General features: G+C 72.6%; 19 protein-coding genes. 10 read left to right on the top strand and 9 right to left on the bottom strand.

Annotation, left to right across the window (positions count from 1 at the left end):
- Positions 1-14 precede the first annotated feature (14 nt).
- Positions 15-911 carry an adenosine kinase gene (locus ACFYXC_RS06825; RefSeq protein WP_389547767.1) on the top strand — a complete coding sequence of 299 codons (897 nt, stop codon included), beginning with the start codon at positions 15-17 and terminating at the stop codon, positions 909-911.
- 54 nt (positions 912-965) lie between these two features.
- On the opposite strand, the gene ACFYXC_RS06820 is transcribed toward ACFYXC_RS06825, so the two are convergent.
- Entirely contained in the window at positions 966-1,676 is a 711-nt protein-coding gene (locus ACFYXC_RS06820) for an endonuclease V (protein ID WP_389547765.1), read from the bottom strand.
- A 60-nt stretch (positions 1,677-1,736) separates the two neighbouring features.
- Positions 1,737-2,861: a WD40/YVTN/BNR-like repeat-containing protein gene (locus ACFYXC_RS06815; RefSeq protein ID WP_389547762.1), complete on the bottom strand. Its 1,125-nt coding sequence runs from the start codon at positions 2,859-2,861 to the stop codon at positions 1,737-1,739.
- A gap of 224 nt (positions 2,862-3,085) precedes the next feature.
- Between ACFYXC_RS06815 and ACFYXC_RS06810 the strand changes: the two genes are divergently transcribed.
- Positions 3,086-3,502: an SsgA family sporulation/cell division regulator gene (locus tag ACFYXC_RS06810; RefSeq protein ID WP_388905133.1), complete on the top strand. Its 417-nt coding sequence runs from the start codon at positions 3,086-3,088 to the stop codon at positions 3,500-3,502.
- A 37-nt stretch (positions 3,503-3,539) separates the two neighbouring features.
- On the opposite strand, the gene ACFYXC_RS06805 is transcribed toward ACFYXC_RS06810, so the two are convergent.
- Positions 3,540-4,208: a GPP34 family phosphoprotein gene (locus ACFYXC_RS06805; protein ID WP_388905131.1), complete on the bottom strand. Its 669-nt coding sequence runs from the start codon at positions 4,206-4,208 to the stop codon at positions 3,540-3,542.
- A 367-nt stretch (positions 4,209-4,575) separates the two neighbouring features.
- Between ACFYXC_RS06805 and ACFYXC_RS06800 the strand changes: the two genes are divergently transcribed.
- The 3 genes from ACFYXC_RS06800 to ACFYXC_RS06790 all read left to right on the top strand — a co-directional run bounded on the left by ACFYXC_RS06800 (position 4,576) and on the right by ACFYXC_RS06790 (position 8,481).
- A complete protein-coding gene (locus ACFYXC_RS06800) occupies positions 4,576-6,210 on the top strand; it encodes an ABC-F family ATP-binding cassette domain-containing protein (RefSeq protein ID WP_388905130.1) in 1,635 nt (544 codons plus the stop codon).
- Positions 6,211-6,497: 287 nt separating this feature from the next.
- On the top strand, positions 6,498-7,274 hold the full coding sequence (ddaH, locus tag ACFYXC_RS06795) for a dimethylargininase (protein ID WP_389547758.1): 777 nt from the start codon (positions 6,498-6,500) through the stop codon (positions 7,272-7,274).
- A 226-nt stretch (positions 7,275-7,500) separates the two neighbouring features.
- Positions 7,501-8,481 (top strand): acyl-ACP desaturase, encoded by a 981-nt coding sequence (locus ACFYXC_RS06790; RefSeq protein WP_388905126.1) that lies wholly within the window; start codon positions 7,501-7,503, stop codon positions 8,479-8,481.
- Positions 8,482-8,538: 57 nt separating this feature from the next.
- On the opposite strand, the gene ACFYXC_RS06785 is transcribed toward ACFYXC_RS06790, so the two are convergent.
- From ACFYXC_RS06785 to ACFYXC_RS06775, 3 genes are all read right to left on the bottom strand, one after another.
- Positions 8,539-12,372: a hypothetical protein gene (locus ACFYXC_RS06785; protein ID WP_389547754.1), complete on the bottom strand. Its 3,834-nt coding sequence runs from the start codon at positions 12,370-12,372 to the stop codon at positions 8,539-8,541.
- 107 nt (positions 12,373-12,479) lie between these two features.
- Entirely contained in the window at positions 12,480-12,725 is a 246-nt protein-coding gene (locus ACFYXC_RS06780) for a WhiB family transcriptional regulator (protein WP_388905123.1), read from the bottom strand.
- 192 nt (positions 12,726-12,917) lie between these two features.
- Positions 12,918-14,447, bottom strand: coding sequence for an alpha/beta hydrolase (locus tag ACFYXC_RS06775; RefSeq protein ID WP_389547751.1), 1,530 nt, complete (start codon positions 14,445-14,447; stop codon positions 12,918-12,920).
- Between the two features lie 66 nt (positions 14,448-14,513).
- On the opposite strand from ACFYXC_RS06775, the gene ACFYXC_RS06770 reads away from it, so the two are divergent.
- Together ACFYXC_RS06770 and ACFYXC_RS06765 are read left to right on the top strand one after the other, a co-directional pair.
- A complete protein-coding gene (locus ACFYXC_RS06770; RefSeq protein ID WP_389547748.1) occupies positions 14,514-15,440 on the top strand; it encodes a MerR family transcriptional regulator in 927 nt (308 codons plus the stop codon).
- Positions 15,441-15,535: 95 nt separating this feature from the next.
- Positions 15,536-16,321, top strand: coding sequence for a VOC family protein (locus tag ACFYXC_RS06765; protein ID WP_389547745.1), 786 nt, complete (start codon positions 15,536-15,538; stop codon positions 16,319-16,321).
- 207 nt (positions 16,322-16,528) lie between these two features.
- Here the strand turns inward: ACFYXC_RS06765 and ACFYXC_RS06760 are convergent, their stop codons facing one another.
- Positions 16,529-17,593, bottom strand: coding sequence for a LacI family DNA-binding transcriptional regulator (locus ACFYXC_RS06760; protein ID WP_389547743.1), 1,065 nt, complete (start codon positions 17,591-17,593; stop codon positions 16,529-16,531).
- Positions 17,594-17,849: 256 nt separating this feature from the next.
- Positions 17,850-18,839 carry a multicopper oxidase domain-containing protein gene (locus ACFYXC_RS06755; RefSeq protein ID WP_388906344.1) on the bottom strand — a complete coding sequence of 330 codons (990 nt, stop codon included), beginning with the start codon at positions 18,837-18,839 and terminating at the stop codon, positions 17,850-17,852.
- Positions 18,840-19,106: 267 nt separating this feature from the next.
- Here ACFYXC_RS06755 and ACFYXC_RS06750 point away from each other — a divergent pair, with 267 nt between their 5' ends.
- Positions 19,107-21,614, top strand: coding sequence for a ThuA domain-containing protein (locus ACFYXC_RS06750; RefSeq protein WP_389547740.1), 2,508 nt, complete (start codon positions 19,107-19,109; stop codon positions 21,612-21,614).
- A gap of 68 nt (positions 21,615-21,682) precedes the next feature.
- Complete coding sequence (locus ACFYXC_RS06745) at positions 21,683-23,848, top strand: OmpL47-type beta-barrel domain-containing protein (protein WP_389548407.1); 2,166 nt, start codon at positions 21,683-21,685, stop codon at positions 23,846-23,848.
- A gap of 37 nt (positions 23,849-23,885) precedes the next feature.
- On the opposite strand, the gene ligD is transcribed toward ACFYXC_RS06745, so the two are convergent.
- Entirely contained in the window at positions 23,886-24,932 is a 1,047-nt protein-coding gene (gene ligD, locus ACFYXC_RS06740; RefSeq protein ID WP_389547738.1) for a non-homologous end-joining DNA ligase, read from the bottom strand.
- 102 nt (positions 24,933-25,034) lie between these two features.
- Between ligD and ACFYXC_RS06735 the strand changes: the two genes are divergently transcribed.
- Positions 25,035-26,105 carry an ATP-dependent DNA ligase gene (locus ACFYXC_RS06735; RefSeq protein ID WP_389547735.1) on the top strand — a complete coding sequence of 357 codons (1,071 nt, stop codon included), beginning with the start codon at positions 25,035-25,037 and terminating at the stop codon, positions 26,103-26,105.
- Positions 26,106-26,157 lie beyond the last annotated feature (52 nt).

Below are 26,157 nucleotides of genomic sequence, written 5' to 3'. Positions count from 1 at the left end.
TCGAAGGAGTGCCGTTGAACAGCGAGATCGACGTACTGGTCCTCGGGGGTGCCGGGGTCGACACCATCGTGTACGTGCCCGAGCTGCCGTTGCCGTACGCCGACAGCCACCTGGTGCCCTCGATCGAGGCGCGGGCCGGGCAGACCGGGGACTTCGTCGCGCTCGGGGTGCACGCCCTGGGCCTGCGGACGCACCATCTCGACATGCTGGGCGCGGACCACCACGGTGATCTGGTCCGGGCACTGCACCGGGACCGGGGCATCGCGCTCACCGAGGTCCCCCAGCCGGCCGGCACCAAACGTGCGGTGAACCTCGTCGGGCCGGACGGGCGGCGGCTGTCGCTGTACGACGGCACGCGCGGACACGAGGACGACCGGCTGCCTCCGGAGACCGTACGGGCCCTCGCCTCGGTGAGCCGCCATGTCCATGTCTCCATCACCCAACCCTGTGCGCACGCCCTCCCGCTCCTGCGTGAGATGGGGGTGACCCTCTCGACCGATCTCCACAACTGGGACGGCACGCAGCCCTACCAGGAACAGTTCGCGTACGAGGCCGACATCGTCTTCGTGTCGACGACCGCGCTGGCCGATCCGGAGAGGACCATGCGGCAGATCGCCGGCCGGGGGCGGGCCGAGGTGGTCGTCGCCACCGCCGGGGCCGAGGGCGCGTACCAGCTGTTCGACGGCGAACTGACGCACATCCCGCCCGTCACACCGGCCGCGCCGGTCGTGGACTCGAACGGCGCCGGCGACGCCTTCGCGGCCGGCTATCTCTACGGACGGCTGACGGGTGAACCGCCCGAGCGCTGCGGACTGTTCGGCGCCGTCGCCGGGGCCTACGCCTGCACGGTGCCGGCCACCGGGGCCGACGTCATCTCGCGCGAGGAGCTGCTCGGAGCGGCCACCCCATGACCGTGCAGACCATCCCGGCCGGCCGGGACCGGCGGCGGGCTTCGGGGCACGGTGTCACTGTCCGCCGTCGCCCTCGGTGACCGTCGTCTCCCGCAGCGCGCGGCGGCACAGCGCGTCCGCGTGCCGGGTCGTCTCGGGCTGGCGGAAGCGCGGCGCGAGGTGGAGCGTGTGGGCGCAGGCCGTCTCCAGCGTCACCCGGTGGCCGACCGAGACGAACACCGGTTTGACCCCCGCCTGGGTGCGCAGCGCCCGGCCGACCTCCTCCTCGCCCGCGAGCAGCGGGGAGGAGGAGCCGCGCGGGGCTCCCGGCTCCTCGTACGCGAAGGTGAAGGGGTTCTTGGCGACCCCGATCGTGGGCAGGCCCGTGAGGACGCCGAGGTGGCTGGCCAGGCCGAAGCGGCGGGGGTGGGCCAGACCGTAGCCGTCGCAGACCACCAGGCCCGGTGCGCACGGCAGGGCGTCGAGGGCGGCGAGGACGGCCGGGATCTCCCGGAACGCGAGCAGTCCGGGCACGTACGGGAAGGGCACCCGGCCGACGGCCGTGGCTTCGGCGACCACGCCGAGGGTCGCCGCGTCGAGCACGACGGCCGCGGCCACGACGACATCGCGCTCGTCGTCGTACGCCACGTCGACGCCGGTCACCCGGCCGGTTCCGGGCGGCGGTCCCGGCTCGTCGAGGACCACCCGTCCCCGCAACTCGTCCTGCACGGCCCGGGCCCGCTCTTCGGTGGCGGGCCAGCCCGCGGGGATGCGTACGGTCGTCATGGTGCCGTCGAGCCTAGACCGGCGGGCGGGGCGCGCCGGACCGGGCCCGGTTCCGTCGGGTCAGCGTTCCAGGCGTGCCACCCGGCCCTTCTCGCCGGAGCCCCAGCAGGACAGGTCGGGGGCGCAGTCCACGGTGTCGTACGAGCCGGCGTCCAGGGTGCGCCAGGTGCGGCCGCCGTTCGTGGTGAGGTCGGTGCCGGTGGGGCCGACCGCGAGGGCGGCGGTGCGGCTGTGCGGGAGCCAGGTGACGCCGGAGCGGTAGGCCGGCGGCGGGGTGGTGGCCGTCGTCCAGGTGCGGCCGCCGTCGCCGCTGACCGCTGCCGCCTCGGGCGAACTCCGGTCGGCGCGGTAGTCGCCGCCGACCGCGATGCCGTGCGTCCGGTCGCGGAAGGCGAGGGCGAAGACACCGCGGGCCGGGTCGCCCGCCGGGACCGGGGTGTCGGCGGCGGTCCAGGTGAGACCGCGGTCGGAGGAGTGCAGCACACGCGCGCGCGCCGCTCCGCCGGTGGCGAGCCACACGTCCCGGGGCCCCGCGCTGACCAGGCACTGCCCGCCGGCGGCGAAGCCCGCCTCGCCCTGCTGCGCCGCGGGCATGCCGGCGGCGGGCAGCACCTTCCAGGAGCGGCCGCCGTCGCCGGTGGACAGGATGCGGAACTTCCCGTCCACCGGGTCGCTCATCGCCAGACCGTGGCGCCGGTCGAAGAAGGTCATGCAGTCGTAGAAGGCTCTCGCGTCGGTGTTGCGGAAGGACTCGGTCCAGGTCGCGCCGCCGTCCTCGGTCCGCAGGATCCTGGACGCCTCGCCCTCACCTATGGCGAGCACTACGGCACGCCTGCCGTCGAACGCCTCGACATCACGGAACTCCAGTCCGGCGGCGCCGGGCGGCGACACGTTCCGCCAGTTGGCGCCGCCGTCGGTGGTGCGCAGGACGGTGCCCCTCGCCCCCGCGAGCCAGGCGGTGCCGCGGCTGACGGCGGCCAGTCCGCGAAAGCGCGCGTCCGTGCCGCTGTCCTTGAGTTCCCAGTGCGGCGGTTTTGCGCCATTCGGCCCGTGTCCTGACGGTCCGTGTGCCTGTGCCGGCGCGCTGAGTACGGCCGCGACCGCCGCGGCGCCCACCCCCGCCGCCAGCAGGCGCCTCGTGAATTCCCCATGTCTCGTGCGTCGCGTCTTCCCCAAGCCCCTCATGGCGGGCGAAGCTAGCCCCACTCCCCCGGCCACGTCCAGACGCCCCGGGAGGTTTCAGCGACCACTGGGGAAATCAGCGATCACTCCCGTGATTGAAAGGCGGTGACGGAGGTCACTCGGAGTTCATGCGTTTTCGCAGGCACGGATTGGCCGGTTCCGACGTCTCTACAAGTGCCCGGCTCATCCGTCCGCAGTTCGTTCGCACGTCACAAGGGAGCAAGGCGTTGTCCATCGTTATCGAGCAGCCCGTCGAGGCCCGCCTGGTCGCTGCCGCGCCGCGGATGCCGAGCATTCCCGCGACACTCGGCTACGACCCCGCCGATCCCTTCGCCGTCCGCATGTCCTTCCCTGCGCCGTCCACGCTCGAAGGCGTGGACGTGTGCTGGACCTTCGCCCGCGAGCTGCTCGCCTCGGGACTCGAGGAGGAGGTGGGACACGGCGACGTGCGGGTGCGGCCGTACGGATACGACCGCATCGTCCTGGAGTTCCACGCTCCGGAGGGCACCGCCGTGATCCATGTGCGCGCCGGGGAACTGCGGCACTTCCTGGACAGTTCGACGGAGCTGGTGCCCGTCGGCCTGGAGCACCTGCACCAGGATCTGGACCACGACCTCGCCGAACTGCTGCGCGACTCCTGCTGACGCTCCACCGGCCCGACGTCCCGGCGGACCGGTTCTCTCACTCCCCCGGCACCCCCGGTGCCGCCAGCGCCACGGTCACCGCCGAGCGCACCTCCTGGATCGCCTCCCGGAGAGCCGGGTTCGCCGTCGCGCTGCGCTCGCCCAGGGCGGCCACGCGCTCGTCGTACTGCCGGCGCTCCGTACCCGCCACGAGCGGACGCACCTCGGCCGCGGCGGCCAGCGCGACGAGCGCGGCGTCCCGCACGGACACCTCGTCCACGGGCACCGGTCCCGCCAGCACCAGCCGTGCCTCCTCGCGGAGTCTGTCCACGGCGGCGACGCGGTCGATCTCGTAGTCCACGGACGGGAAGACGCCGAGTACCCGTGTCTTCTCGGCGCGCAGATACCCGTCGGCGGCGAGCTGGGCCTCCACGGCGTCCAGCGTGATGCGGGCCCGCAGGCTCACCCAGGTCTTCCACTTGTGCGGCCGGGACTCCTCGATGAGTTCCATGAGGCCGTCGAGGACCGGGTCACCGGTCCGGCCGTCGGGACGGGTGGGCGTGGCGGAGCCTTCCGTGTCGGCCAGCAGCCCGCGCTGCGCCAGCTCGGTGAGGGCGCCGGCCCGCACCAGATGGGGGACCTGGGACGCCCCGGTGACCTTGCCTTTCGTGGTGTCCCAGGCCAGCAGATAGAGACGGGCGGGCAGTGAGAGCGGGCCGGTGAACACGGAGTCTCCTTCGGGCGGTCGGGGTCGGGGGCTCAGGGGGCAGGCAGGGGCTCTGGGGAGGTCGGGAGGAGGAGGTCAGAGGGCCTGGGTCTTTAATTCGTTGACAGCGGCAAGGCCCCCTCCTACGGTGTAAAGCGGTCCTGTTGCCGTCGAATGGAGAAGGACGTTGCTCGTCTGAGGTCATGAGACACCGCGTCACACACCTACCCGTGTGTGCGCTGCGTGCGACCTCGGCTCCGAGCCGTCCCGTGGAACAGGGCTCCTCCCATGTTCCCAGGATGCCCCGCAGGACTCCGTCCTTCCGGCCGTCGCCCCCCGGTGTCTCGATACGTGTCGCCCTGACCGCATCCAGCACTGTGAGGCCCATATGTCTAGTGCCCCCACTTCCGTCACCTGCACCTCCCTCTCTTTCGCCTGGCCGGACGGCACTCCCGTGTTCGAGGACCTCCAGGCGGCGTTCGGCCCCGGCAGGACCGGGCTCGTCGGCGTCAACGGCTCGGGGAAGTCGACCCTGCTGAAGCTGATCGCGGGGGAACTCACCCCCTCCGACGGCACCGTCCGCGTCGCGGGCGAGGTCGGCCGCCTGCCGCAGAACGTCACTCTGGACACCGGTCTGCGGGTCGACGAGGTGCTGGACATCGCCGCCCGGCGCGCCGCGCTGCACGCCATCGAGTCGGGCGACGTGTCCGAGAGGCACTTCGAGACGGTGGGCGACGACTGGGACGTCGAGGAGCGCGCCGTGGCGACGCTCGGCGAACTGGGCCTCGGCCACATCGGGCTCGACCGCACCATCGGCGAGGTCTCGGGCGGCGAGTCGGTCCTGCTGCGCCTGGCGGCGCTGCTGCTGCGCCGGCCCGACGTGCTGCTCCTCGACGAGCCCACCAACAACCTCGACCTGTACGCGCGCCGCCGGCTGTACGCGGCCGTCGAGGCGTGGTCCGGGGTCATGGTCGTGGTCAGCCACGACCGGGAACTCCTCGACCTGGTCGACCAGATCGCCGACCTGCGCTCCGGCGAGGTCACCTGGTACGGCGGCAACTACTCGGCGTACGAGGAGGCGCTCGCCACCGAGCAGGAGGCGGCGGAGCGCATGGTGCGCGTCGCCGAGTCCGACCTGAAGAAGCAGAAGCGCGAACTGGCCGACGCGCAGGTCAAGCTGGCCCGCCGCAAGCGGTACGGCCAGAAGATGTTCGAGCAGAAGCGCGAGCCGAAGATCATCATGGGGGCGCGCAAACGTGCCGCCCAGGAGTCCGCGGGCAAGCACCGGATCATGCACGAGGAGAAGCTCGCCGAGGCGAAGGAGCGGCTCGACGACGCGGTGGACGCCGTGCGGGACGACGACGAGATCCGCGTCGACCTGCCGTACACGGCCGTACCGCCGGGCCGTACCGTCCTCACGCTGCTGGATCTGCAGCCGGCGTACGGTGCGGGCACGGCGGGCTCCCTGGATCTGCGCGGGCCCGAGCGGGTCGCGCTGATCGGGCGCAACGGCTCGGGCAAGACGACGCTGCTGCGTACGGTCGCCGGGGAGCTGGAACCCGTCGCCGGGGAGGCGCGGGCCCATGTGCCGCTGCGTTTCCTGCCCCAGCGTCTCGACGTGCTCGACGACGAGCTGACGGTCGCCGAGAACGTGGCCCGGTTCTCGCCGGGTGCCACCAACAACCGGGTCAGGGCCCGGCTGGCCCGCTTCCTGTTCCGGGGCGCCCGCGCAGACCAGAAGGCGGCGACGCTCTCCGGCGGCGAACGCTTCCGGGCGGCGCTGGCCGCGCTGATGCTCGCCGAGCCCGCACCGCAGCTCCTGCTGCTCGACGAGCCGACCAACAACCTCGACATGGCGAGCGTGCGGCAGCTGACCAGTGCCCTGGAGTCGTACGAGGGGGCACTGATCGTGGCCAGCCATGACATGCCGTTCCTGGAGTCGATCGGCATCACGCGGTGGCTGTCGCTGGACGGGCAGCTGACGGAGACGACATCGGAGGCGGTGGCGGAGCCCCGCTCCTGAGGGGCGCGGGGAACTGCGCGGCCGGCCCCCACCGGTCCGCACGGGTGTGACGACCGGCGCGGTGCCCCTTCCGGGGGGGCGTTGACGGTTGTTCGTGGGGTGCGGGTGGGTGGGGGCTGGTCGCGCAGTTCCCCGCGCCCCTAGCGGGGGCGTTGCCGGGTGCGGGTGTGGTGGGGGCGGGCCGCGCCGTTCCCCGCGCCCCTTGCGGGGCGGGGCGGGGGGCTGTTGTCGCGTGGGTGGGGGCTGCATGATGTGCGGACACACCCTGCCGAGACGGAGCCCCGCACGTGCCCAGCCAGAAGGCCCTCATCCGCCGTCCCAGCCCCCGCCTGGCCGAAGGTCTCGTCACGCACCTGGAGCGCACGCCCGTCGACCTCGGCCTGGCGCTCGAACAGTGGGAGGCGTACGCGGAGGCGCTGCGTACGCACGGCTGGGAGACCGTCGAGGTGGAGCCCGCCGACGACTGCCCGGACTCCGTGTTCGTGGAGGACGCGGTGGTCGTCTTCCGCAACGTGGCCCTGATCGGCCGCCCGGGCGCGGAGTCCCGGCGCGGCGAGACCGCCGGTGTCGAGGAAGCGGTCGCCCGCCTCGGCTGCTCGGTGAACTGGGTCTGGGAGCCGGGCACGCTCGACGGCGGTGACGTCCTGAAGGTCGGCGACACGGTCTACGTGGGTCTCGGCGGCCGCACCAACGGAGCCGGCATCCAGCAGCTGAGGGCCACGTTCGAGCCGCTCGGCGCCCGGGTCGTCGCCGTACCGGTGAGCAAGGTGCTGCATCTGAAGTCGGCCGTCACCGCGCTGCCGGACGGCACCGTCGTCGGGCACGGGCCACTGGTGGACACGCCGTCGCTGTTCCCGCGCTTCCTGGCGGTGCCGGAAGAGGCCGGCTCGCACGTCGTCCTGCTCGGCGGCGGACGGCTCCTGATGGCCGCGAGCGCCCCCAAGACCGCGGAGCTGTACGCGGGCCTCGGCCTCGAACCCGTCCTCGTCGACATCAGCGAGTTCGAGAAGCTCGAGGGCTGTGTGACATGCCTCTCGGTCCGGCTGCGCGAGCTGTACGGCTGAGGACCCGGCGGGGCCCCGTCCACAGCCCCGCGACCTGCGCGTCCGCCGGGTGAATGGACTTCATGTGTCCGCCGGATCGATCTGCGGACGGATCGCCGCTGATCAGCGTCTCTTATGGCGCACTTAACCTACGGCATCGTAACCTACGGATACGTAGCCTACGATTCCGTAGGTTGGGTACCCGCTCAGAAACACCGCTCAGAATTCACGTCCCCCTGGAGCCCCCGTGACGATCACTTCTCCCCATCTCGGCAGCCCGTCCTCCGACTGGACCGACGCACGGCTGCTGTTCGCGCTGGAAGAAGTGGTGGAGACCGAGCTCAACCGTCATCTGAAGGTCGCCAAGGACTGGATGCCGCACGAGTACGTGCCCTGGTCCGACGGTCGCAACTTCCCCGGCATCTTCGAGGACGGCGAAGCCTGGGACAAGGAACAGTCCAAGGTCACCGAGCTCGGCCGCATCGCGCTGGTCGTGAACCTCCTGACCGAGGACAACCTGCCCAGCTACCACCACGAAATCGCTTCCCTCTTCGGCCGCGACGGCGCCTGGGGCACCTGGGTGCACCGCTGGACCGCCGAGGAGGGCCGGCACGGCATCGTGATGCGCGACTACCTGCTCGCGTCGCGCGCCGTGGACCCGGACCAGCTGGAAGCCTTCCGTATGCAGCACATGAGTGAGGGCTTCGAGTCGGACAACCGCCACTCGATGCTGCACTCCGTCGCGTACGTCGCCTTCCAGGAACTCGCGACCCGCGTCTCGCACCGCAACACCGGACACCAGTCGGGCGACCCGGTCTGCGACCGCATGCTGGCGCGCATCGCGACCGACGAGAACCTGCACATGGTCTTCTACCGCAACCTGCTCAAGGCCGCGTTCGAGCTCGCCCCCGACCTGACCATGCAGGCCGTGCGGGACGTCATCGTCAACTTCCGGATGCCCGGACACGGCATGCCCGGCTTCGAGCGCGCCGCCGCGCAGATGGCGATCGGCGAGGTCTACAACATGCGGATCCACCACGACGACGTGCTCATGCCGGTACTGCGTCACCTCAAGGTCCTCGACATCGACGCCCTGGGCCCCGAGGGGCTCAAGGCCCAGGAAGAGCTCGGTCTCTACATGGGCGGCCTGGACGCCGAGGCCAGTAAGTTCGACGAGAAGCTCGCGGCCCGCAAGGCCCGCATGGCGGCCCGCGCCGCCGCGCTGTGAGCACCCCGGTGTGACTGGATGCCCCGGTCCCGGCGCGCGCCGGGACCAGGGCATCGCTCACTCGTACACCGTCACCTGGGCCAGCGCCGCGTCGCGGACGTCGGCCACCGGGTGGCGGCGCAGTGCTCTCAGCTGTGCGCGCCATGGCGGTCCCCAGTCCGTGCGGGCGCCGAGTGCGGCCGTGAGGGCCACGGCGAGCAGCCCTTCGCCGTGACCACCGTGCGCGGTGAGGCGGTGGGCGGCGCCGAGCAGGACCCCGGCGTCGCCCTCGTGCGTCCCGCGGCGCAGCCGTTCGCCGAGTTCCCGGGCGGTCCTGGCCGCGAGCGCCGGCCGCCCCTGTGTCAGCGCGGCCAGCCGGGTCAGGGCCGCGTCCACCTGCCCGGCCTCCGTGTCCAGGTCGCAGTGGACCACCGTGAGCGCGGCGGCCTGCGGCACGAACGCGTCGTACCGCGCGAGCAGGTCGGCGGCGCCGAGGGCCGCCGCGCGCACGGGCGCGGCGTCGATCCGGGCCTGCCGCGCGAGACACCCGACGAGATGGTCGACGCGCTGCCGCGCGGGCCGGTCCCGCCGGGGTTCGGCATCGGTCCCGGCGGCCTGCTCCCGACGGCGCCCGGCCCCGACGAGATCGAGCGGGGCCGGGCCGGACTCGGCGGCGGGGAGATCGGGCCGGTCCCTGCGGGGTCCGGCATCGGCGGTATCCGACCGGCCCCTGCGGGGCCCGGCGCCGGCCGTATCGGACCGGTCCCGGTCGAGTCCGGCATCGGCGGTACCAGGCCGGTCCCGGTCGAGTCCGGCATCGGCGGTATCGGACCGGTCCCTGCGGGCTCCGGCATCGGCGGTATCGGGCCGGTCCCTGCGGGGCCCGGCATCGGCGCCTTCAGGCTGGTCCCGGTAGGGTCCGGCGCCGGCGGTGTCGGACCGGTCCCGGTGAGGTCCGGTGTCCGGGTGGGTGGGGGCGGCGGTGGACGCGCCGCGCAGGGGGATCACCTTCGCCATGCCTCCCGCCGGTCCCGCGTCCTGGCTCCCGGCCCCGGGCGCGCCGTCCGGGTCACCGGTGTCCGTGTCCGTGGCCGTCTCGGCCCGCACCAGTGCGTGCAGGGCGTCCCGCACCCCGCCGGCTCCCCTGTCCGAACCCGCCGCCGCGGTCACCAGCCCCTGGGCCGCGGCACGCCAGCCCGTGCGGTTCGACAGGTCCGCCGCCGCGGCGGCCAGGACGGTGGGCGCGTCGGGGCACCAGGGCGCCCACCGGGCCAGGGCGGCGTATGCGAGGACGGCGGTCGGCGGGTCGTCGGTCGTGGACACGTCGCGTACGAGCCGGGCGTACCGCTCACGGTGCCGTTCCGGCAGGTCGAGGGGCTCGACGCGCAGCACGGCGGCGCGGAGCACGGGTTCGGCCCCGGCGGCGTCGTGCAGCAGCGTCCACACGGGTTCCTGCGCGAGCAGCGTGCCCGCGAAGGCGACGCACGCGGCCCGCACGTCGGGGTGGGCGCCGGGCCGCCGGTACGCCGAGGTGAGGAGGCGCGCGGCCTCCGGGGCCGGGAGCCGGGTCGCGACGAGCCGGGCGGCCTCCTTGCGGCTGGTCACCTTGGTGTCCGGCGCGAACAGCACCTCGCGCAGCAGGTCCGCGAGCCCGGAGGGTGCCGCGTGCCGGGACGCCCGCGTGGCCGCGTACACGGCGACACGCGCCCGGTCGTCACCCGCGTGCGCGAGCAGTTCGGGGAGCGCCTCACCGGGCCGGTCGGTGTGGGCGAGCGCGCCGAGCGCGGCCTCCGCGAGCACGGTGTTCCGGGAGCCGGTCCAGCGCCGGACGAGTTCGGCGCCCCGGCCCGGTACCCGCGCGGCCTGTTCGACGGCGGCCGCCCGGGTGGACGCGGGCAGCCCCGTGTCCGCCGCCGTCCCGGCCGACCGGCGGGCCACGGCCTGCTGCTGGCGTGGCAGCCAGCGCCGTACGTCCCGGCTCACCGGCACGTTCCACGGGCTGCCCCTGGTGAGGAAGCGCCCGTACGGCGGGGTGTCCGCGAGGAGGACGTCGAGGAGGTCGGTACGGCGCCGGGTGACGACGGCGAGGACGGGTCGCAGCGCGCCTGCCGAGGGGTCGAGGGCGAGGACGCGCGCGGCCCGCTCGTCCCGGCCCGCGGGCGGTTGCAGCCACAGACCGACAGCGGTGCGTACGGTCGTGTCGTTCCCGAACCGGATGGCCTGCCACAGGAGTTCCTGCACCTCGGTCATCGTGGCGGCGCGCCGTCCCACGGCCCGGACCAGCGCGAAGGCGAGGCTGTAGTCGGCCTTCTCCGCCCCGGCCTCGATCCACGGCCGTAGCGCCTCGTACACCTGGTGCTCCTGTCCCCGGCGCAGGGTCGCGTCGAGCCGGCCGAGATCGGCGGCGCCGGTGTTGCCGGAGATCCGCACGAGGGTGCGCAGCGCCCAGTTGACCAGGTCCCTGGACGTCCCCGCGGCGTGCTCCCGGAGGACGGACAGGGCGAGTTCGCTCAGGTTGCGGCGGGTCGCCGGCGAGGAGTCCCGGGCGTCGAGGGCGTCGGCGACGATCCTGTCGAGATGCGGCTCGGCGTCCTCGGTGAACAGGGCGGGCGGGATGCGGGACAGCGCCCACAGGGCGGGCTGCCGCACCGGGTCCCGCTCGTTGCGGAGCCGTGCCGACTCCTCCAGTGCGGCGACGACGGCCGTGGGGTCGCCGGAGCGGGCGGCGTTGTCGATCAGCAACGGCCAGGCCACGGCCCGGTCCTCGGCGGCGGGGCGGCGGGTCGCCTCCACCAGCCGGTCGCGTACCTCGGCGACCGGCAGCCGGGACTCGGCGAGCAGGACGGTGTCCCATGCGGCGCCGCTCCCGCGCGCCGCGGCGGCCATCCGCCGCGCCTCCCCGGCGACGTGACTGCGCGGCAGGGCGTCGAGGAGGACGGCGTCGACCGGGGTGCCGGGGAGACCGCGCCCGGCCATCACCTCGGTGTAGAAGGGGTGGCGGCGAGCGGGTGGCAGCGCCGCGAGCAGCGCGGCGAGGTCGCCCGACTCGGCCAACGCGGCGCCGAAGGACCGGAGTTCCGGCCCCGGTGTCCGCGCCAGCAGGCGGAGCAGCGAGCGGCTGCGCACGACGCCGTACGGGATGCCGTCACCCGCGAGGAGCAGGCGGAGCACGCGTCGTGGGGCGACGGCCGCGAACGCGCCCAGCCGGTCCCGGAGTTGTGGCGGGAGGTGGCCCGGCGCGAAGCGCTCGACCAGGTCCAGGGCACGCAACGGCTCGGCGGGCACGGTGACCGTCACGGCCCGTGCGTACCGCTGCCACCAGGCATCGCGCAGCGACGGGGGCAGTGCCGTCAACTCGCCCTCCACCGCGTCCAGCAGGGCTCCGGCATGCCGCCCGCCGAGGGACGTCCAGCCCCGTACGGCGTGGAACAGGGAGGGCAGCAGCCGGGCGACCGTCGCGGGCGAGCACCCCGGCAGCAGGCGGGCCGCCTCCGCGTCGCCCCATGCGTTCCGCAGCGGTTCCACGAGCCGGTCCGCGAGCGCGGTGCGCCGCCCCGCGACCACGGCACGCAGCAGGTCCCGCCGCACCACCTCGGGCGCGTCGGTGAGCGCCGCCCCGTACGCGGAGTCGGGTACGCGGAGACAGTCGGCCGCACGCAGCGCGTGCCCGCGCACGAAGGGGTCCGGGTCGGCGATCCGCGCCCCGATCCACTCCGCGTCCCGGGCGACGGCCGCCCCGATCACCGCGAGCCCGCGCTCGTAGGGCCCGCGGGACCGCAACTCGTCCAACAGCGGGCGCGCGTCCCGCAGGTCCCGTATTCGGGCGGCGAGTTCACGCGTGCGCAAGGGATACGGCAGGGGATCGAGGGCGTTCAGCAGGTGCTCGGCCTGCTGCCGCGGAGTGTGGACCATGCCGTGGATTGTGCCTGCCGGGAACCGTGAGGCGCGCCGCATTCACGGGGTACGGGCCCGCTGCCCGCGTCTGCCCGACTCCCGGGCTCCCGGGGCTCCCGGGCTCCCTAGTGCTGGGCGCGTCGGAGGCCGAGCCGCTCCTTCTCGGACAGGCCGCCCCAGACGCCGAAGCGTTCGTCATGGCTGAGCGCGTACTCGAGGCACGCGGAGCGCATCTCGCACAGTCCGCAGATCTGCTTCGCCTCCCGTACCGAGCTGCCCGGCTCGGGGAAGAAGAAGTCGGATCCTGTCTGGGCGCACAGTGCCTGTTCCTGCCAGGAGAGGTCGGGTGCGGCGGTGGTGTCGTTGTGCATGGCTGCGATGGTGCCGTGCGCCGAAAAACGTCCGATCAACGGCGGCTCAACGCGCGCCGGCCCGGTCGCGCTCCGCCACCCGGCGACCGGCGCCGGAACGCGAGGCCGCAGGCGGTACAGGACCCGATGATGCTCCCTGTGACGAGCGGACGCACACCGGCGCGCGCGGGATCCCGACCCTTGCGGAACCGGTCACGACGGCCGCGTCAGATGCGCGAGGACCGTGCGCAGCGCCCGGGACACGGCCTCGCGGGACTCGCCCGTCGGTTCGTGGGTCTCGAAGCCGTGGCGGCCGTGCGGGACGTCGATCACCTCGACCGGGGCCTTCGTCTCCTCGGCCGCGGTCAGGAACTCCTCCACCGTGGCGGCGATCTGCGGTGTCTCCAGGCCCGCCCGGGTGAGCACGAGCGGCGGCGGTGTCCCGGCGCGGAGGGCGCCGACCGGGTCGAAGCGGGGTCCCACCGCACCCCACCCCGGCAGGGGCGCCAGGATCGGGTAGGTGAGGGCCAGGCACCGCAGCCACGGGGGCGGTGCGGCGATCCAGTCCGCGGCGAGCAGGCCGGCACCGGAGAAGATCCACAGGGCGACGCGTCCCGCGTCCACACGGGGGTCGGCCCGCAGCAGTTCGAGGGCCTCCGCCACGTCGTCCGCGGCCCGCGCGTAGTCGGTGAGGCCGTGCAGGCGGTGCTCCACGACGGCGCCCACCGCGCCGAGGCCCGCCGTGCAGCGGGCGTAGCCGAGGTAGAACGGCCAGTCGCGTGGCGCCGGGACGTGTCCTGACGGCACCGGCCCGCCGTGCACGAACAGCACCGCGGGCCAGGGGCCCGGTGCTCCCTGCGGTTCCGGCAGGTGGAGGTCCACGCGTCCGTCGCGCACCCGCGGCCGTTCCGGGGCGTCGAGCAGGAAGGGGCCGAGGAGCGGGGACCCGCCCTCGGGTACGGTCAGCCGCCGGCCCTCGTCGGCGGCCGCGCGGAGCAGCACCCCGGCCAGTTCGTCCGGGCAGGAGAGCATCGGCCAGTGGCCGGTGGCCAGTTCGAAGAAGCCCACCCGCGGATCGGCCAGTCTGCGGAACTGGGGCGGCCCGGTGCGTACCAGCGCCTCGACCAGTTCCACCGTCGTCCCTCCCGCCGTGCACAGGATGCCGCTCAGCGGCACGGCCGCGGCGGCGCCGGTCAGCCGCAGCGGCTGTGTCAGCGTGCGGGGCGGCTGCGGGGCGGCCAGCCGGCTGAGCAGCTCCAACTGCCCGGCCGACAGCCCTTCCGTGCTGCCCCACCGCTGCCACTCGGCCGGTCCCGGCGCCGGGACCGGGACCGGCCGGGGACCGTCCTCCTGCGCGCGCAGCAGTTCGTGCACGGACGGGTCCGGGACCAGGGCCAGCGCCGCGTCGCCGTCCTGCGGCATCCCGGCGTCCAGATGGACGATCCGCGCGACCCTCTCGGACCGGAGGTCCGCCGCGCCCAGCACGGGATGGATGGCGTAGTCGTGCCCGACCAGCACCACCTGCCGGGGTGGCGTGACGGGATCCGCGACGTCTCCGTCAGGGCGTCCGAGGGAGTCGATCAGCCGGACCACGTCCTCGACGTGTGTCTGCACACCGGCCTCGGGCCGCGTGCTCAGCGTCACCGGGTGCGCGTCGGCGCCCGACTGCCGCAGTCGCGCGGCCACCTCGTTCCAGACGCGGCCGTCGGTGAACGGGCCGGAGACCAGGATGAAGACGGACATCAGTACCTCCAGGGGGTGGGTTCGTCGTGGGTAACCTAGGAACTCCCCCTGGAGGAGGTTCAACCGTTGCCATCGGACGGCGCCCGAGACGGCATCCCGGACGACACCCTGAGCATCGGCGAGCTGGCCGCGCGGACGGGGACCACGGTCAAGACCGTCCGCTTCTACTCCGAGCGGGGTCTGCTGCCCGAGACCTCGCGCAGCGGCGGCGGTCACCGCCGTTACGGCCCGGAGGCGGTGGCCCGGCTGCGCACGATCCGCGCGCTGCGCTCACTCGGCGTGCCCGTCCCCGAGATCGGCCGGGTCCTCGGCCGCGGGGACACCCTGGAGGCCGTCGTGGCCCGCCGGCTGGACGGCCTCGGCACCGCACTCGCCGCGCTGCGCTGGCGCGAGGCCGCGTTGCGGGCGCTCCAGGACGGCGACCCGGAGCAGCTCGCGGAACGCCTGGAGCTGATCGGAGCGGTCGGCACCCCGCCCAGCACCTCCGCCCTCGCGCACTACTGGCGCCGTCTGCTGCCGGTCCGCCTCTCCGCCCGGCTCCGCGCCGCCGTCACCGACGCGGCCGTCCCCCAGCCGTCGGCCGACCCGACTCCGGAGCAGGTCCTCGCCTTCGCCCGCATCCACGCCCTGGCGACGGCCGCCACCGACCACTGCCTCGTGTCGCACCGCCCCGCCGCCACCCCGCACCCGGACCTCCTCTACGGCGGTCTGCACGAGGCGTACCTTCTGGCGGAGGCGGCGCTGCGGACCGGCCGCGCGGACGGCCTGGGCGAGGCACTGGACTGCTACGTCACCGCGCACGCCCGCGCCTGGGGCACCCGCGACAGCCCCGCCTTCCGCCGCACCCTCGCCGTGCGCCTCGCCGAGGCGGACCACCCGGTGATGTCCCGCTACTGGCATCTGGCGGGACAGCTGACGTCCGGCCCGACCCTCGGCGGGGCGGACCTCCGTCTGCGCGAGGCGCTGACCGCGAGCACGGCGGCCGCCGGCTGAGAGCCGCGTCCCCGCACGGGACTCCGGCAGCGGTTGTCAGTGGGCGGTGCGAGACTCGGCAGTGCAGGCAACGGGACTCCTCAGAGGAGGGCATCATGCTCACCACCCGTTTCGTCACCGGCGCGCCCAACTGGGTCGATCTCGGCATGCGCGACGTCGACCGCGCCACGGCCTTCTACCGCGGTCTGTTCGGCTGGGACCTGGAGTCGGCGGGACCCGATTCCGGCGGCTACGGCTTCTTCCGGCTGGCCGGGAAGACCACGGCGGGCGGTATGCGGACCACCCCCGAGCAGGGCCCGCCGTCATGGACCGTCTACTTCCAGAGCTCCGACGCCGACGCCACGGCCCAGGCGGCCGAGCGGGCCGGGGGCAAGGTGCTGATGCCGCCCGACGACGTCATGGACAAGGGACGGATGGCCGTCCTCGCCGACCGGGCGGGCGTCACCTTCGGCATCTGGCAGCCCGCCGCGCTCCGGGGCCTCGACCTGGCCGGCGACCCCGGTTCGCTGTGTTGGGTGGAGCTCCACACACCGGACATCGCCGCGGCGGCCGCGTTCTACCACTCCGTACTGGGTCTGGAGACCTCGGCCATGCCGTTCCCCGGCGGCACCTACACCTGCCTCAACCCGTCGGAGGGCGGTGAGGACGCCATGTTCGGCGGGGCCGTCCCGCTGGCCGACGACCCGACGGAGCCGGAGGCGTACTGGCTGCCGTACTTCGCGGTCACGGACGCGGACGCCGTGGTCAGCAGGGCCGGGGAACTGGGCGGCACGGTCCGCATGCCCGCCACGTCGGTGGAGGGCGTCGGCCGCCTGGCCAAACTGTCCGACCCGGACGGCGCCCACTTCGCAGTACTGAGCAACACCCCACCACAACCCTGACGCCGTTCCCCGCCCGGCACAGCACACCCTTACAGGACAGGGGCACGGGGAACTGCGCGTCTTCAGGAGCGCGGGGAACTGCGCGCCAAGCCACGACGGACCCGCGGGCGGAAGCGGCCGTCTTTCAGGGGCGCGGGGAACGGCGCGCCCAGCCCGATCGGACCCGCACCCGAAACACGACGCCCCCGCGGACCGCTGCGCGGAGCGCTACGCGGAAGCCCGCCGCACCAGCGTCGTAGGCAGCACGACACTGGCCGGCGCCGCCTCCGCCGCCCCGTCCCCCACCCCCGCGGACGCGACCCCCGCGGACGCGGCCCGATCCAGCCCCCGCAACAACAACCGCGCCATCAGCCGCCCCATCTCCTCGATGTCCTGCCGCACCGTGGTGAGCGGCGGATCGGCCTGCTCCGTGAACGGCAGCATGTCGTCGAACCCGACCACGGCGACCTCCTCGGGCACCCGCCGCCCCCGCTCCCGCAGAACCCGCAGCGCGCCCGCGGCCATGAGGTCGTTCGCGGCGAACACGGCGTCCAGGTCGGGGCGGCGGTCGAGAAGCTCCCGCATGGCCCGTTCGCCGCCTCCCAGGGTGAAGTCGCTCTCCACGACCATCCCCGGGTCGGCGTCCGTCCTGACGTCACGGAATCCGTCGAGCCGGTCGACCGCCGAGGTCTGGTCGAGGGCACCGGTGATGTGGGCGATGCGCGTGCGTCCGAGCCCGACGAGGTGCCGGACGGCCTCGCGGGCACCGCCCCGGTTGTCGCAGTCGACGTAGACGACGCCGTGCGAGCCGTCGCTCCAGCCGGGGCGTCCGCCGTACACGGTCGGTACCCCGCGGATCAGGCCGGGCAGGGGGTCGTCGAGGTGCAGCGAGAAGACGAGCGCGCCGTCGACGTGGCCGCCGGCGAGGTAGCGCGCCACGCGGGCGTGGTCGTCGCGGCCCTCCGTGAGGAGCAGGACGAGTTGTGAGTCGTGGGCCGTCAGTTCCTTGCTGATGCCCCGGAGTTGCAGGGCGAAGAAGGGGTCCGCGAAGACGCGGGTCTCCGGCTCGGCGATCACCACGGCCACCGCGTCGTGGCGGCGGGTGACGAGGCTGCGGGCGGCCTGGTTCGGGACGTAACCGAGTTCCTCGACGGCCTGCCTGACCCGTTCCACCAGGGGCTCGCGTACGCCCTCGCCGCCGTTCACGACGCGTGACGCGGTGGCCCGGGAGACGCCGGCCCTGGCGGCCACGGCCTCCAGGGTCGGGCGGGGCTGTGTCGACTGCTCGGGCACCTCGGGGCTCCTCAGGGCGGCGGATGCCTCAGGATAGCCCTCGTTCGACGGGTCGTTGAGAGCGCTTCCAGGTGCGTGGTGCGCCGTTGTTCGCGCCCCTTGAAAGCGGGGTGGTTGTCAGGTGCGGGTCCGTCGTGGCCGGGCGCGCAGTTCCCCGCGCCCCTAGAAGCCGGCCCGCTGCCACCTGCGGGCCGTCTGTGCTGAGCGCGCCGTTCCCCGCGCCCCTTATCGGTGCGCGGGGCTTCCGGCGGAGCCGTCAGTGTTCGTGGGGGTCGTAGCCCGGGATCGTGCCGTCTGTCTTCTTCACCAGGAACAGGCCCGCCATTCCCATGTCGGAGTGGCTCTGGACGTGGCAGTGGTACATCCACGCGCCCGGGCCGACGCCCTCCCCGGCTATCACCTGGAAGCCGAACGAGTCGGCGGGGCCGACGATCTTGTTGTCGATGACCTGGCTCGGGTCGTCGGGGCCGGTCAGCATGCCGGTGCGGTTGTCGGCCCAGCGGTGACCGTGCACATGGAACGTGTGGTAGTACTCGCCGTGCGTGATCGAGACGAACTCGACCCGGTCGCCCACGGTCGCCTCGAAGTTGGGGCTGTCGTGGCCGGGTCTGTTGTTGATCATCATGTCGTTGAAGACGATGGTGTGGGTCTTGTCCGGGAGGATGTCGCCCTTGCGACGGACGATCACCGGACCGTAGAGGCCCTTGCGGATCCCGGTCGTACCGTGCTCGGTGCCGACGACATGGTCGTGGTAGTGCCAGTAGCCCGCGCTGCCCGCCCGCCAGGTGCCGTCCGCGCGCCGGCCCGGGGCGTGTGTGCGCCAGGTGTACGTGTGGGTGTCGCCCGGCTCGACGTGCGACCCGCTGAGCTTCGTGCCGTCGCTGGACACCTCGTAGTCGAGGCCGTGGACGTGCAGGCTCGCCGCCACGTCCATCGTGTTCTCGACCTCGATGTGCAGCGTGTCGCCCTCGTTGAGCTCGATCAGCGGGCCGGGGATCGTGGCCGCGCCCTTCTCGAGCCCGTACCCCATCTGACCGTCGGGGAGCTTCTCCATGTAGAGCTTCAGACGCCTGACCTCGCCGCCCGCGGGGGCGGTACGGACCGCGCCGGCGGCGGCACGGTCGGCCCGGTCCGCACTGTCGGCGGAGAGCGCGTCCTGCGCGGCGACGAGAGACAACGATGTCGCGACCGAGGCGACGGCGGCCCCGCCCAGCATCATCCGACGGCTGAAGCCACGCCTGTCCATTGCGTCGGAGGTGTCCATGTCGTCCGTGGTGCCCATGCCGAACTCTCCCAACCTGCGACGCGATCAACAGAACGGAATTGACGATCTGACAGTTCTGACGGAACCGAGTGACAGAGACGAACTGGGGAGACGGTAGTGGCATCGGCTTCGTTTATCCACACTCAGGACAAAGTTCGTGCGATCCCGGTCATAGCTATTGGCGAGTTCCGAGAAAAGGTCTAGCTTCCATGGCGCTGTTGCTGTGACCGAGGAGGATGGGGTGACCACATGCGGCCCACACCGCATCAAACGCCACTGACCGTACGGAAGTTGAGCAGAGGCAGACGCAGAGGCTGGGTGGCCGCGGTGGCTGCCGGAGTCGTCGCCGCGGGGGTGCTGTCCGGGCCTGCCGCGAGCGCGCGCCCGGCGCCCGATCCGTCGCTGACAACGATGTCGATCAAGTCGCCGCCCGGCGGCTCCGACGTGCGGGTACTGATCTACCACGGGTCCGCGGCGGGCGGCGAGGAGTCGCCCGTCGTCAACGCCGGTATCGAGGCGATCGAGGACATCGGCCAGACCGGTCCCGCGGCCGGGCGGTTCAGGGTGACGGCCACGGACGACGCCTCGGTCTTCACCAACGACACGAAGCTCGGCCGCTTCAACGCCGTCGTCTTCCTGACCGGCGGCGGCGACGTCCTCGAACCGGAGCAGGAGGCCGGTCTCGAGGCGTACATGGAGGCCGGCGGCGGCTTCCTCGGCATCCATGACGCGGCCCGCGCCGAGCCGTACTCGGACTGGTTCACCGGACTCGTCGGCGCCCGTCCGGCGGCCGGCAGCCCGACGAACGTACAGCGCGCGACCGTGGAGGTGGGCGACCGGCGGCATCCGGCCACCAAGGACCTCCCGCTCCAGTGGAAGCGCCCCGACCAGTGGCTGAACTGGACCAAGAACCCGTCGGGCGACGTGCACACCGTGGCCCGCGTCCGCGAGTCGACGTACACGCCGGGCACGAGCGCCAACGGCGCCGACCACCCCGTGTCCTGGTGCCGTGACTACGACGGCGGCCGGTCCTTCTACACCGGCATGGGCGGCACGGAGTCCTCGTACGACGAGACCGAGTTCCGCTCCCACCTGCGCGGGGCGCTCGCGTGGACGACCCGGATCTCGCAGGCCGACTGCAAGGCCACGATCAACGCCAACTACAAGGCGGAACGGCTGACGCAGCCCAACCAGCCGGGGCAGAACGACCAGATCGGCGAGCCGCACGGCCTGGTCACCGCGCCCGACGGCCGGGTGTTCTACATCGGCCGCGGCGGCGCCGACTCCTCGCAGCCGGTCATCACGGACTGGAACAACCCGGACATCGGCAAGGGCAAGGGCGAGATCCACGTCTACGACCCGAAGACCAAGAAGGTCACGCTGGCCGGCACGCTCAACGTCTTCGGCAACAAGGGCGGCGGCGACGAGCTGATCAAGGTCGAGGAGGGGCTGCTCGGTATCGAGCTGGACCCGCGGTTCGAGGACAACGGCTATGTGTACCTGCACTACACGCCGCACTCCCGGATCGACCGCGACAAGCGGATGGCGGAGCGTTACGTCTCCCGCTTCACGTACAACTCGACGACGAACAGGCTGGACCTGAACAGCGAGAAGGTCCTTCTGAAGTGGCCGGTGCAGATCCACAGCTGCTGCCACGCGGGCGGCGGGATGGCCTGGGACTCCAAGGGCAATCTCTACATCGCGACCGGTGACAACAACTCCAGCGGCTTCAGCGACGGTTACTCGGGCAACAACCCGCAGCCCAACTACAAGGGCGTCTCCTTCGCGGACGCGCGTCGCACGGCGGGCAACACCAACAACCTCAACGGCAAGATCCTGCGCATCCACCCGGAGCAGGACGGCACGTACACCCTGCCCGAGGGGAACCTCTTCACGGGCAAGGAGACCGCCGAGGGCGGCGGCAAGACCCGCGGCGAGATCTACGTGATGGGCGTCCGGAACCCGGCGCGCATCTCCGTCGACAAGAAGACCGACACCCTGTACGCGGGCTGGGTCGGCCCGGACGCCGGGTCGCCCTCGACGACCTGGGGCCCGGCGAAGTACGACACGTTCGCCGCGATCACCAAGCCGGGCAACCACGGCTGGCCGTACTGCATGGGCAACAAGCAGCCCTACCGGGACCGCAACCTGCCCGACCCGACGAAGCCGCTGGGCTGGTACGACTGCAACGCGCCGAAGAACGAGTCGCCGAACAACGACGGTCTCGTCAACCTGCCGCCGGTCACGTCGAACACCATCTGGTACTCGCCCCAGGGCGGCGGCCCGGACTTCCCGCGTGACGCCAACGGCATCCCGTCGTACAAGACGGCGGAGCAGAAGTTCCTGCTGCCGTGGCTCAAGGGCGGCGGCCAGGCGGCCATGGACGGGCCCGTCTACCGCTACGACGAGAACTCGGCGAGCGCCGCGAAGTGGCCCGCGTACTGGGACGGCAAGTGGTTCGTCGGCGACTTCTACGACGCCGACCAGCCGCGGCACGCCGTGCTCCTCGACCCGAAGACGGCCGGGCAGGGCGGCATCCCGGTGCACGCCGAGTCCCTGAAGAAGATCGTGCCCATCGGCAACGACGGCATCAAGAACCTCATGGACTGGAAGTTCGGCCCGGACGGCACGCTGTACGTCCTCGACTACGGCCGTGGCTTCTTCACCTCGGACTCCAGGTCCGCGCTGTGGCAGGTGACGTACAAGGGCGGCGGCCCCACGCCCGCCGCCGACCAGCTCGCCCGGGAGGCGCAGTGACGAGCACGGCGAACATCAGAAGGCGAAGAACTGGACGGCTGTGGACGGCGCTGCTGGCGTCGCTCCTGATGGTGCTGGGTCTCGCGGCCACCTCGGCGTCCGGCCAGAGCGATCCCGTGCCCGCCAAGAGCGCTGCCGCCGCGCAGACGCTCACCTGGACGGCCGGTGACGACATCACCAAGTACACGTCCGCGCCGGCCACGGCGGTCGCGGGCCCGACGACGATCGTCTTCGAGAACAGCGAGGCGACCGGCAACACCATGGGTATGCCGCACACGTTGACGTTCGACGTGTCCGACCCGGAGTACCAGAACGACGTCCCGCTGAACATCCTGGCCAACCCGAACGACGACCAGGGCGGCCGGCACACGGCCGAGGTGACGCTCACGCCGGGCCGGTACCGCTACTACTGCACCATCCCCGGCCACGGCCAGATGCAGGGCATCCTGGTGGTCACGGAGGGCACCGGCGAGGACACCACCGCGCCGGAGACCTCCGCCGAGGTGAGCGGGACGAAGAACGCCGAGGGCGCGTACGTCGGTTCGGCGACCGTGACCATCGGGGCGACGGACGCCGGTTCGGGCGTGGAGCGCGTCGAGTACGCGATCGGCGACGCGGGCGCCTGGCAGCCGTACACCACTCCCGTGGTGGTCGATCAGGTCGGCGCCCACAAGGTCCGCTACCGGGCGCTCGACAAGGCGGGCAACCTCTCCGCGGAGAAGACCGAGGAGTTCTCGGTGGCCGCCCCGTCCACGGACGACAGGACGCCGCCGGACACGTCGGCCGCGGTGAGCGGTGAGCAGAACCCGCAAGGGGAGTACGTCGCCATGGCGACCGTCACGGTGACGGCGTCCGACACGGGTTCCGGCGTCAACACCATCGAGTACGCGCTCGGTGACACCGGCGCCTGGCAGCCGTACACGGCGCCCGTGATGGTCCACGAGACGGGCGCCCACAAGGTGCGGTTCCGGGCGACGGACAAGGCGGGCAACGCGGCCGCCGAGAAGTCCGTGTCGTTCACCGTCGTCCCGCCGCCCGTCGAGGACACCACTCCCCCGGTGACCGGCGTCAGCGTCGAGGGCAGCAAGAACTCGGCCGGGGCGTACATCAACAGCGCCAAGGTGACGGTGACCGCCACCGAGGCCCACGGCGGTTCGGGTGTGGAGGCGATCGAGTACTCGCTCGACGGCGGCCCGTACCTCGCGTACACCGCCCCCGTGGTGGTCGACCGCGCGGGCGCGCACACGGTGGCGTACCGGGCCCGTGACAAGGCAGGCAACACCTCGGACGCCCGGACGGTGAGCTTCACCGTCGCTCCGGGCGGCGGAGTGCCCGCGCCGAACTGCGCCGAGTACGACGAGCGGCTGACGGTCTTCGTCGGCACGGTCGACTCGGGGGTGCCGAACCGGATCACCGACAGCCGGTGCCGCATCAACGAGCTGATCGAGGACGAGAAGGAGTGGACGTCCCACGCGCTGTTCCTCAAGCACGTGAAGAAGGTCCTGGACACCCTTCTCGACGACGGTGTCCTCGTCCAGCGCGAGTACAGGCTGATCAACCAGGCGGCGAAGCAGTCGGGCATCGGTGAGCCGGGCCAGACCGAGGGGTACCGGACGATCCTCGACGGTACGCAGGCGACCTTCGACAAGTGGCAGCACGTGGGCGGCGGTTCGTTCGGCCTGAACGGCGACGGCACCATCACCTCGGGCACCACGAAGCCCGGGCTCGGCATGCTGTGGTTCCCGGAACGCAAGTACGGGGACTTCTCGCTGAAGCTCCAGTGGCGTGACGACGCGCCGGGCACGGGCAACGCCAACTCCGGTGTGTTCGTGCGGTTCCCGCAGGTCCACAACCACCCGGAGGAGTCGCGGCCCGAGTGGGTCGCCATCAAGTACGGGCACGAGATCCAGGAGTTCGACAGCCCCACCGGCGACATGTACAAGACCGGTTCGGTCTACGGCTTCGACCGGGTGGGCCTGGCCGGTGCCGGTGTCACCCAGAAGGGCACCTGGAACGACTACGAGATCCGCGTGGTGGACCAGCACTACTCGATCTACCGCAACGGCGTGCTGATCAACGAGTTCGACAACACCGGCGGCCAGGACTTCACCCCGCCGCGCTCGGACGACCCGGGCACGGACGGGCGGCGGTTCTCCTCCGGCTACATCGGGCTCCAGGTGCACGGCACGACGGACGTGGTGTCGTACCGGGACGTCCGGATCAAGGAGTTGTGACGCACCGGGGGCTGCGGCCGTGAGCCGGCCGCAGCCCTCAGGTGGTCGCGGTACCGCTGTTGGTCGCGGTACCGCTGTCCTTCCTGGCCCTGCTCGGCTGTACCCGCTTCGGCTCGCCCGGCATCTTCGGGTACTCGGGCGGGTACGGCAGGTCGCCGAGTCCGTGATCGTGCTCGTCGCGGTCGGCGAGTTCGAGCAGGGCTTCGAGGGAGTAGGCGTGGTCGTCCATGTCCGCGTGCACGTCGCCGAGTTCGGCGAAGCGCGCGGGCATGGTCGCGAGATCGAAGTCCCGCGGCACGGCCTCGCCGACCTCGTCCCAGGTGAGGGGCGCCGACACGGGGGCGTGCGGACGGGGGCGTACCGAGTAGGCGGAGGCGATGGTGCGGTCGCGGGCCGTCTGGTTGTAGTCGACGAAGATCTTCTCGCCCCGCTCCTCCTTCCACCAGGCCGTGGTCACCCGGTCCGGCATCCGGCGCTCCAGCTCGCGTCCGGCGGCGATCGCGGCCCGGCGCACCTGGGTGAAGGTCCAGCGCGGCGAGATCGGTACGAAGACGTGCAGACCGCGCCCGCCGGAGGTCTTCGGGAAGCCGCGCAGGTCCCCGTACTCGTGCAGCACCTCGCGCAGTTCGTGGGCGGCGTGGACCGCGTCGGCGTAGTCGGTGCCCGGCTGCGGGTCGAGGTCGAGGCGCAGTTCGTCGGGCCGGTCGACGTCGTCGCGGCGCACCGGCCAGGGGTGGAAGGTGAGCGTGCCGAACTGGGCGGCCCACAGGACGGCGGCCACTTCGGTGGGGCACATCTCGTCGGCGCTGCGGCCGCTGGGAAAGGCGATGTGCGCGGTGGGGATCCAGTCGGGCATGTTCTTCGGGGCGCGCTTCTGGAAGAAGGACTCGCCGCCGACGCCCTCCGGGTAGCGCTCCAGGGTCGTGGGCCGGTTCCGCAGGGCGCGCAGAATGCCGGGGCCCACAGCCAGGTAGTACTGGGCGAGGTCCAGCTTCGTGAAGCCCCGCTCCGGGAAGAAGATCCTGTCCGGACTGGACAGCCGTACCGTCCTGCCCGCCGCCTCCAGCTCCACCGCGTCTGCCATGCGAGCCACGGTAGGCGCACCTCGCACACCGCGCATATCCGATCTGTACGGCGGCACCTCTCATATCAGGCGGATACGGGTGGCGCCGCGCAGAATCGGAGCATGGATCTGCCGGTGATGCCGCCCGTGAAGCCCATGCTCGCCAAGTCGGTGGCGAGGATTCCCCCGGACATGCACTACGAGGCGAAGTGGGACGGGTTCCGGGCGATCGTCTTCCGTGACGGGGACGAGGTCGAGATCGGCAGCCGGAACACGAAATCGCTGGTCAGATACTTTCCCGAGCTGGTGGAAGCGCTGCGGGAGCGGCTGCCCGAGCGGTGCGTGGTGGACGGCGAGATCGTCGTCGCGCGCGGTGGGCGGCTGGACTTCGACGCCCTCTCCGAGCGGATCCATCCGGCGGCCTCGCGGGTGAGGACCCTCTCCGAGCGGACCCCGGCGTCGTTCGTGGCGTTCGACCTGCTCGCGCTGGCCGACGAGCCGCTGCTGAGCGTCCCGCTGGCCGACCGGCGGGCCCTGCTGACCATGGCGCTGGCCGACAGCACGCCTCCCGTGCACGTGGCGCCGGCGACCACCGACATCGAGGTGGCGCGGCGGTGGTTCGAGCAGTACGAGGGCGCCGGGCTCGACGGGGTGGTCGCCAAGCCGCTCACCCTGCGCTACGGGCAGGACGAGCGCCTGATGTTCAAGATCAAGCACGAGCGCACCGCGGACGTGGTGGTCGCGGGCTACCGGCTCCACAAGAGCGGGCCCGTCGTCGGATCGCTGCTGCTCGGCCTGCACGACGCGGCGGGCACACTGCAGCACGTGGGAGTCTGCGCGGCCTTCACGATGAAACGGCGCGCGGAACTGATCGCGGAGCTGGCGCCGCTGCGCATGGAGTCGGCCGCCGGGCACCCGTGGGCGGCCTGGACCGAGGAGACGGCGCACGAGTCGGCCCGGCTGCCCGGCGCGCCAAGCCGCTGGACGGGCAAGAAGGACCTGTCCTGGGTGCCGCTGCGGCCGGAGCTGGTGTGCGAGGTGGCGTACGAGCACATGGAGAACGGGGCGCGCTTTCGGCACATGGCGCGCTTTCGCCGCTGGCGCCCCGACCGCACACCCGAGAGCTGCACGTACGCCCAGCTCGAGGAGCCGGTCGGCTACGACCTGGCGGACATCCTGGGGCCCCAGGGCTGAACGGCTCCGTCGGCCTGCCCCTTCCGGGGGAACCTGCCCGAGTCGCTCGCGA

It is taken from the genome of Streptomyces sp. NPDC002701 (genome assembly GCF_042889045.1).
Taxonomy (GTDB): Bacteria; Actinomycetota; Actinomycetes; order Streptomycetales; family Streptomycetaceae; genus Streptomyces.
The sequence above is the reverse complement of the archived record's forward strand: the minus strand, read 5'-3'. Positions and strand labels throughout refer to the sequence as shown.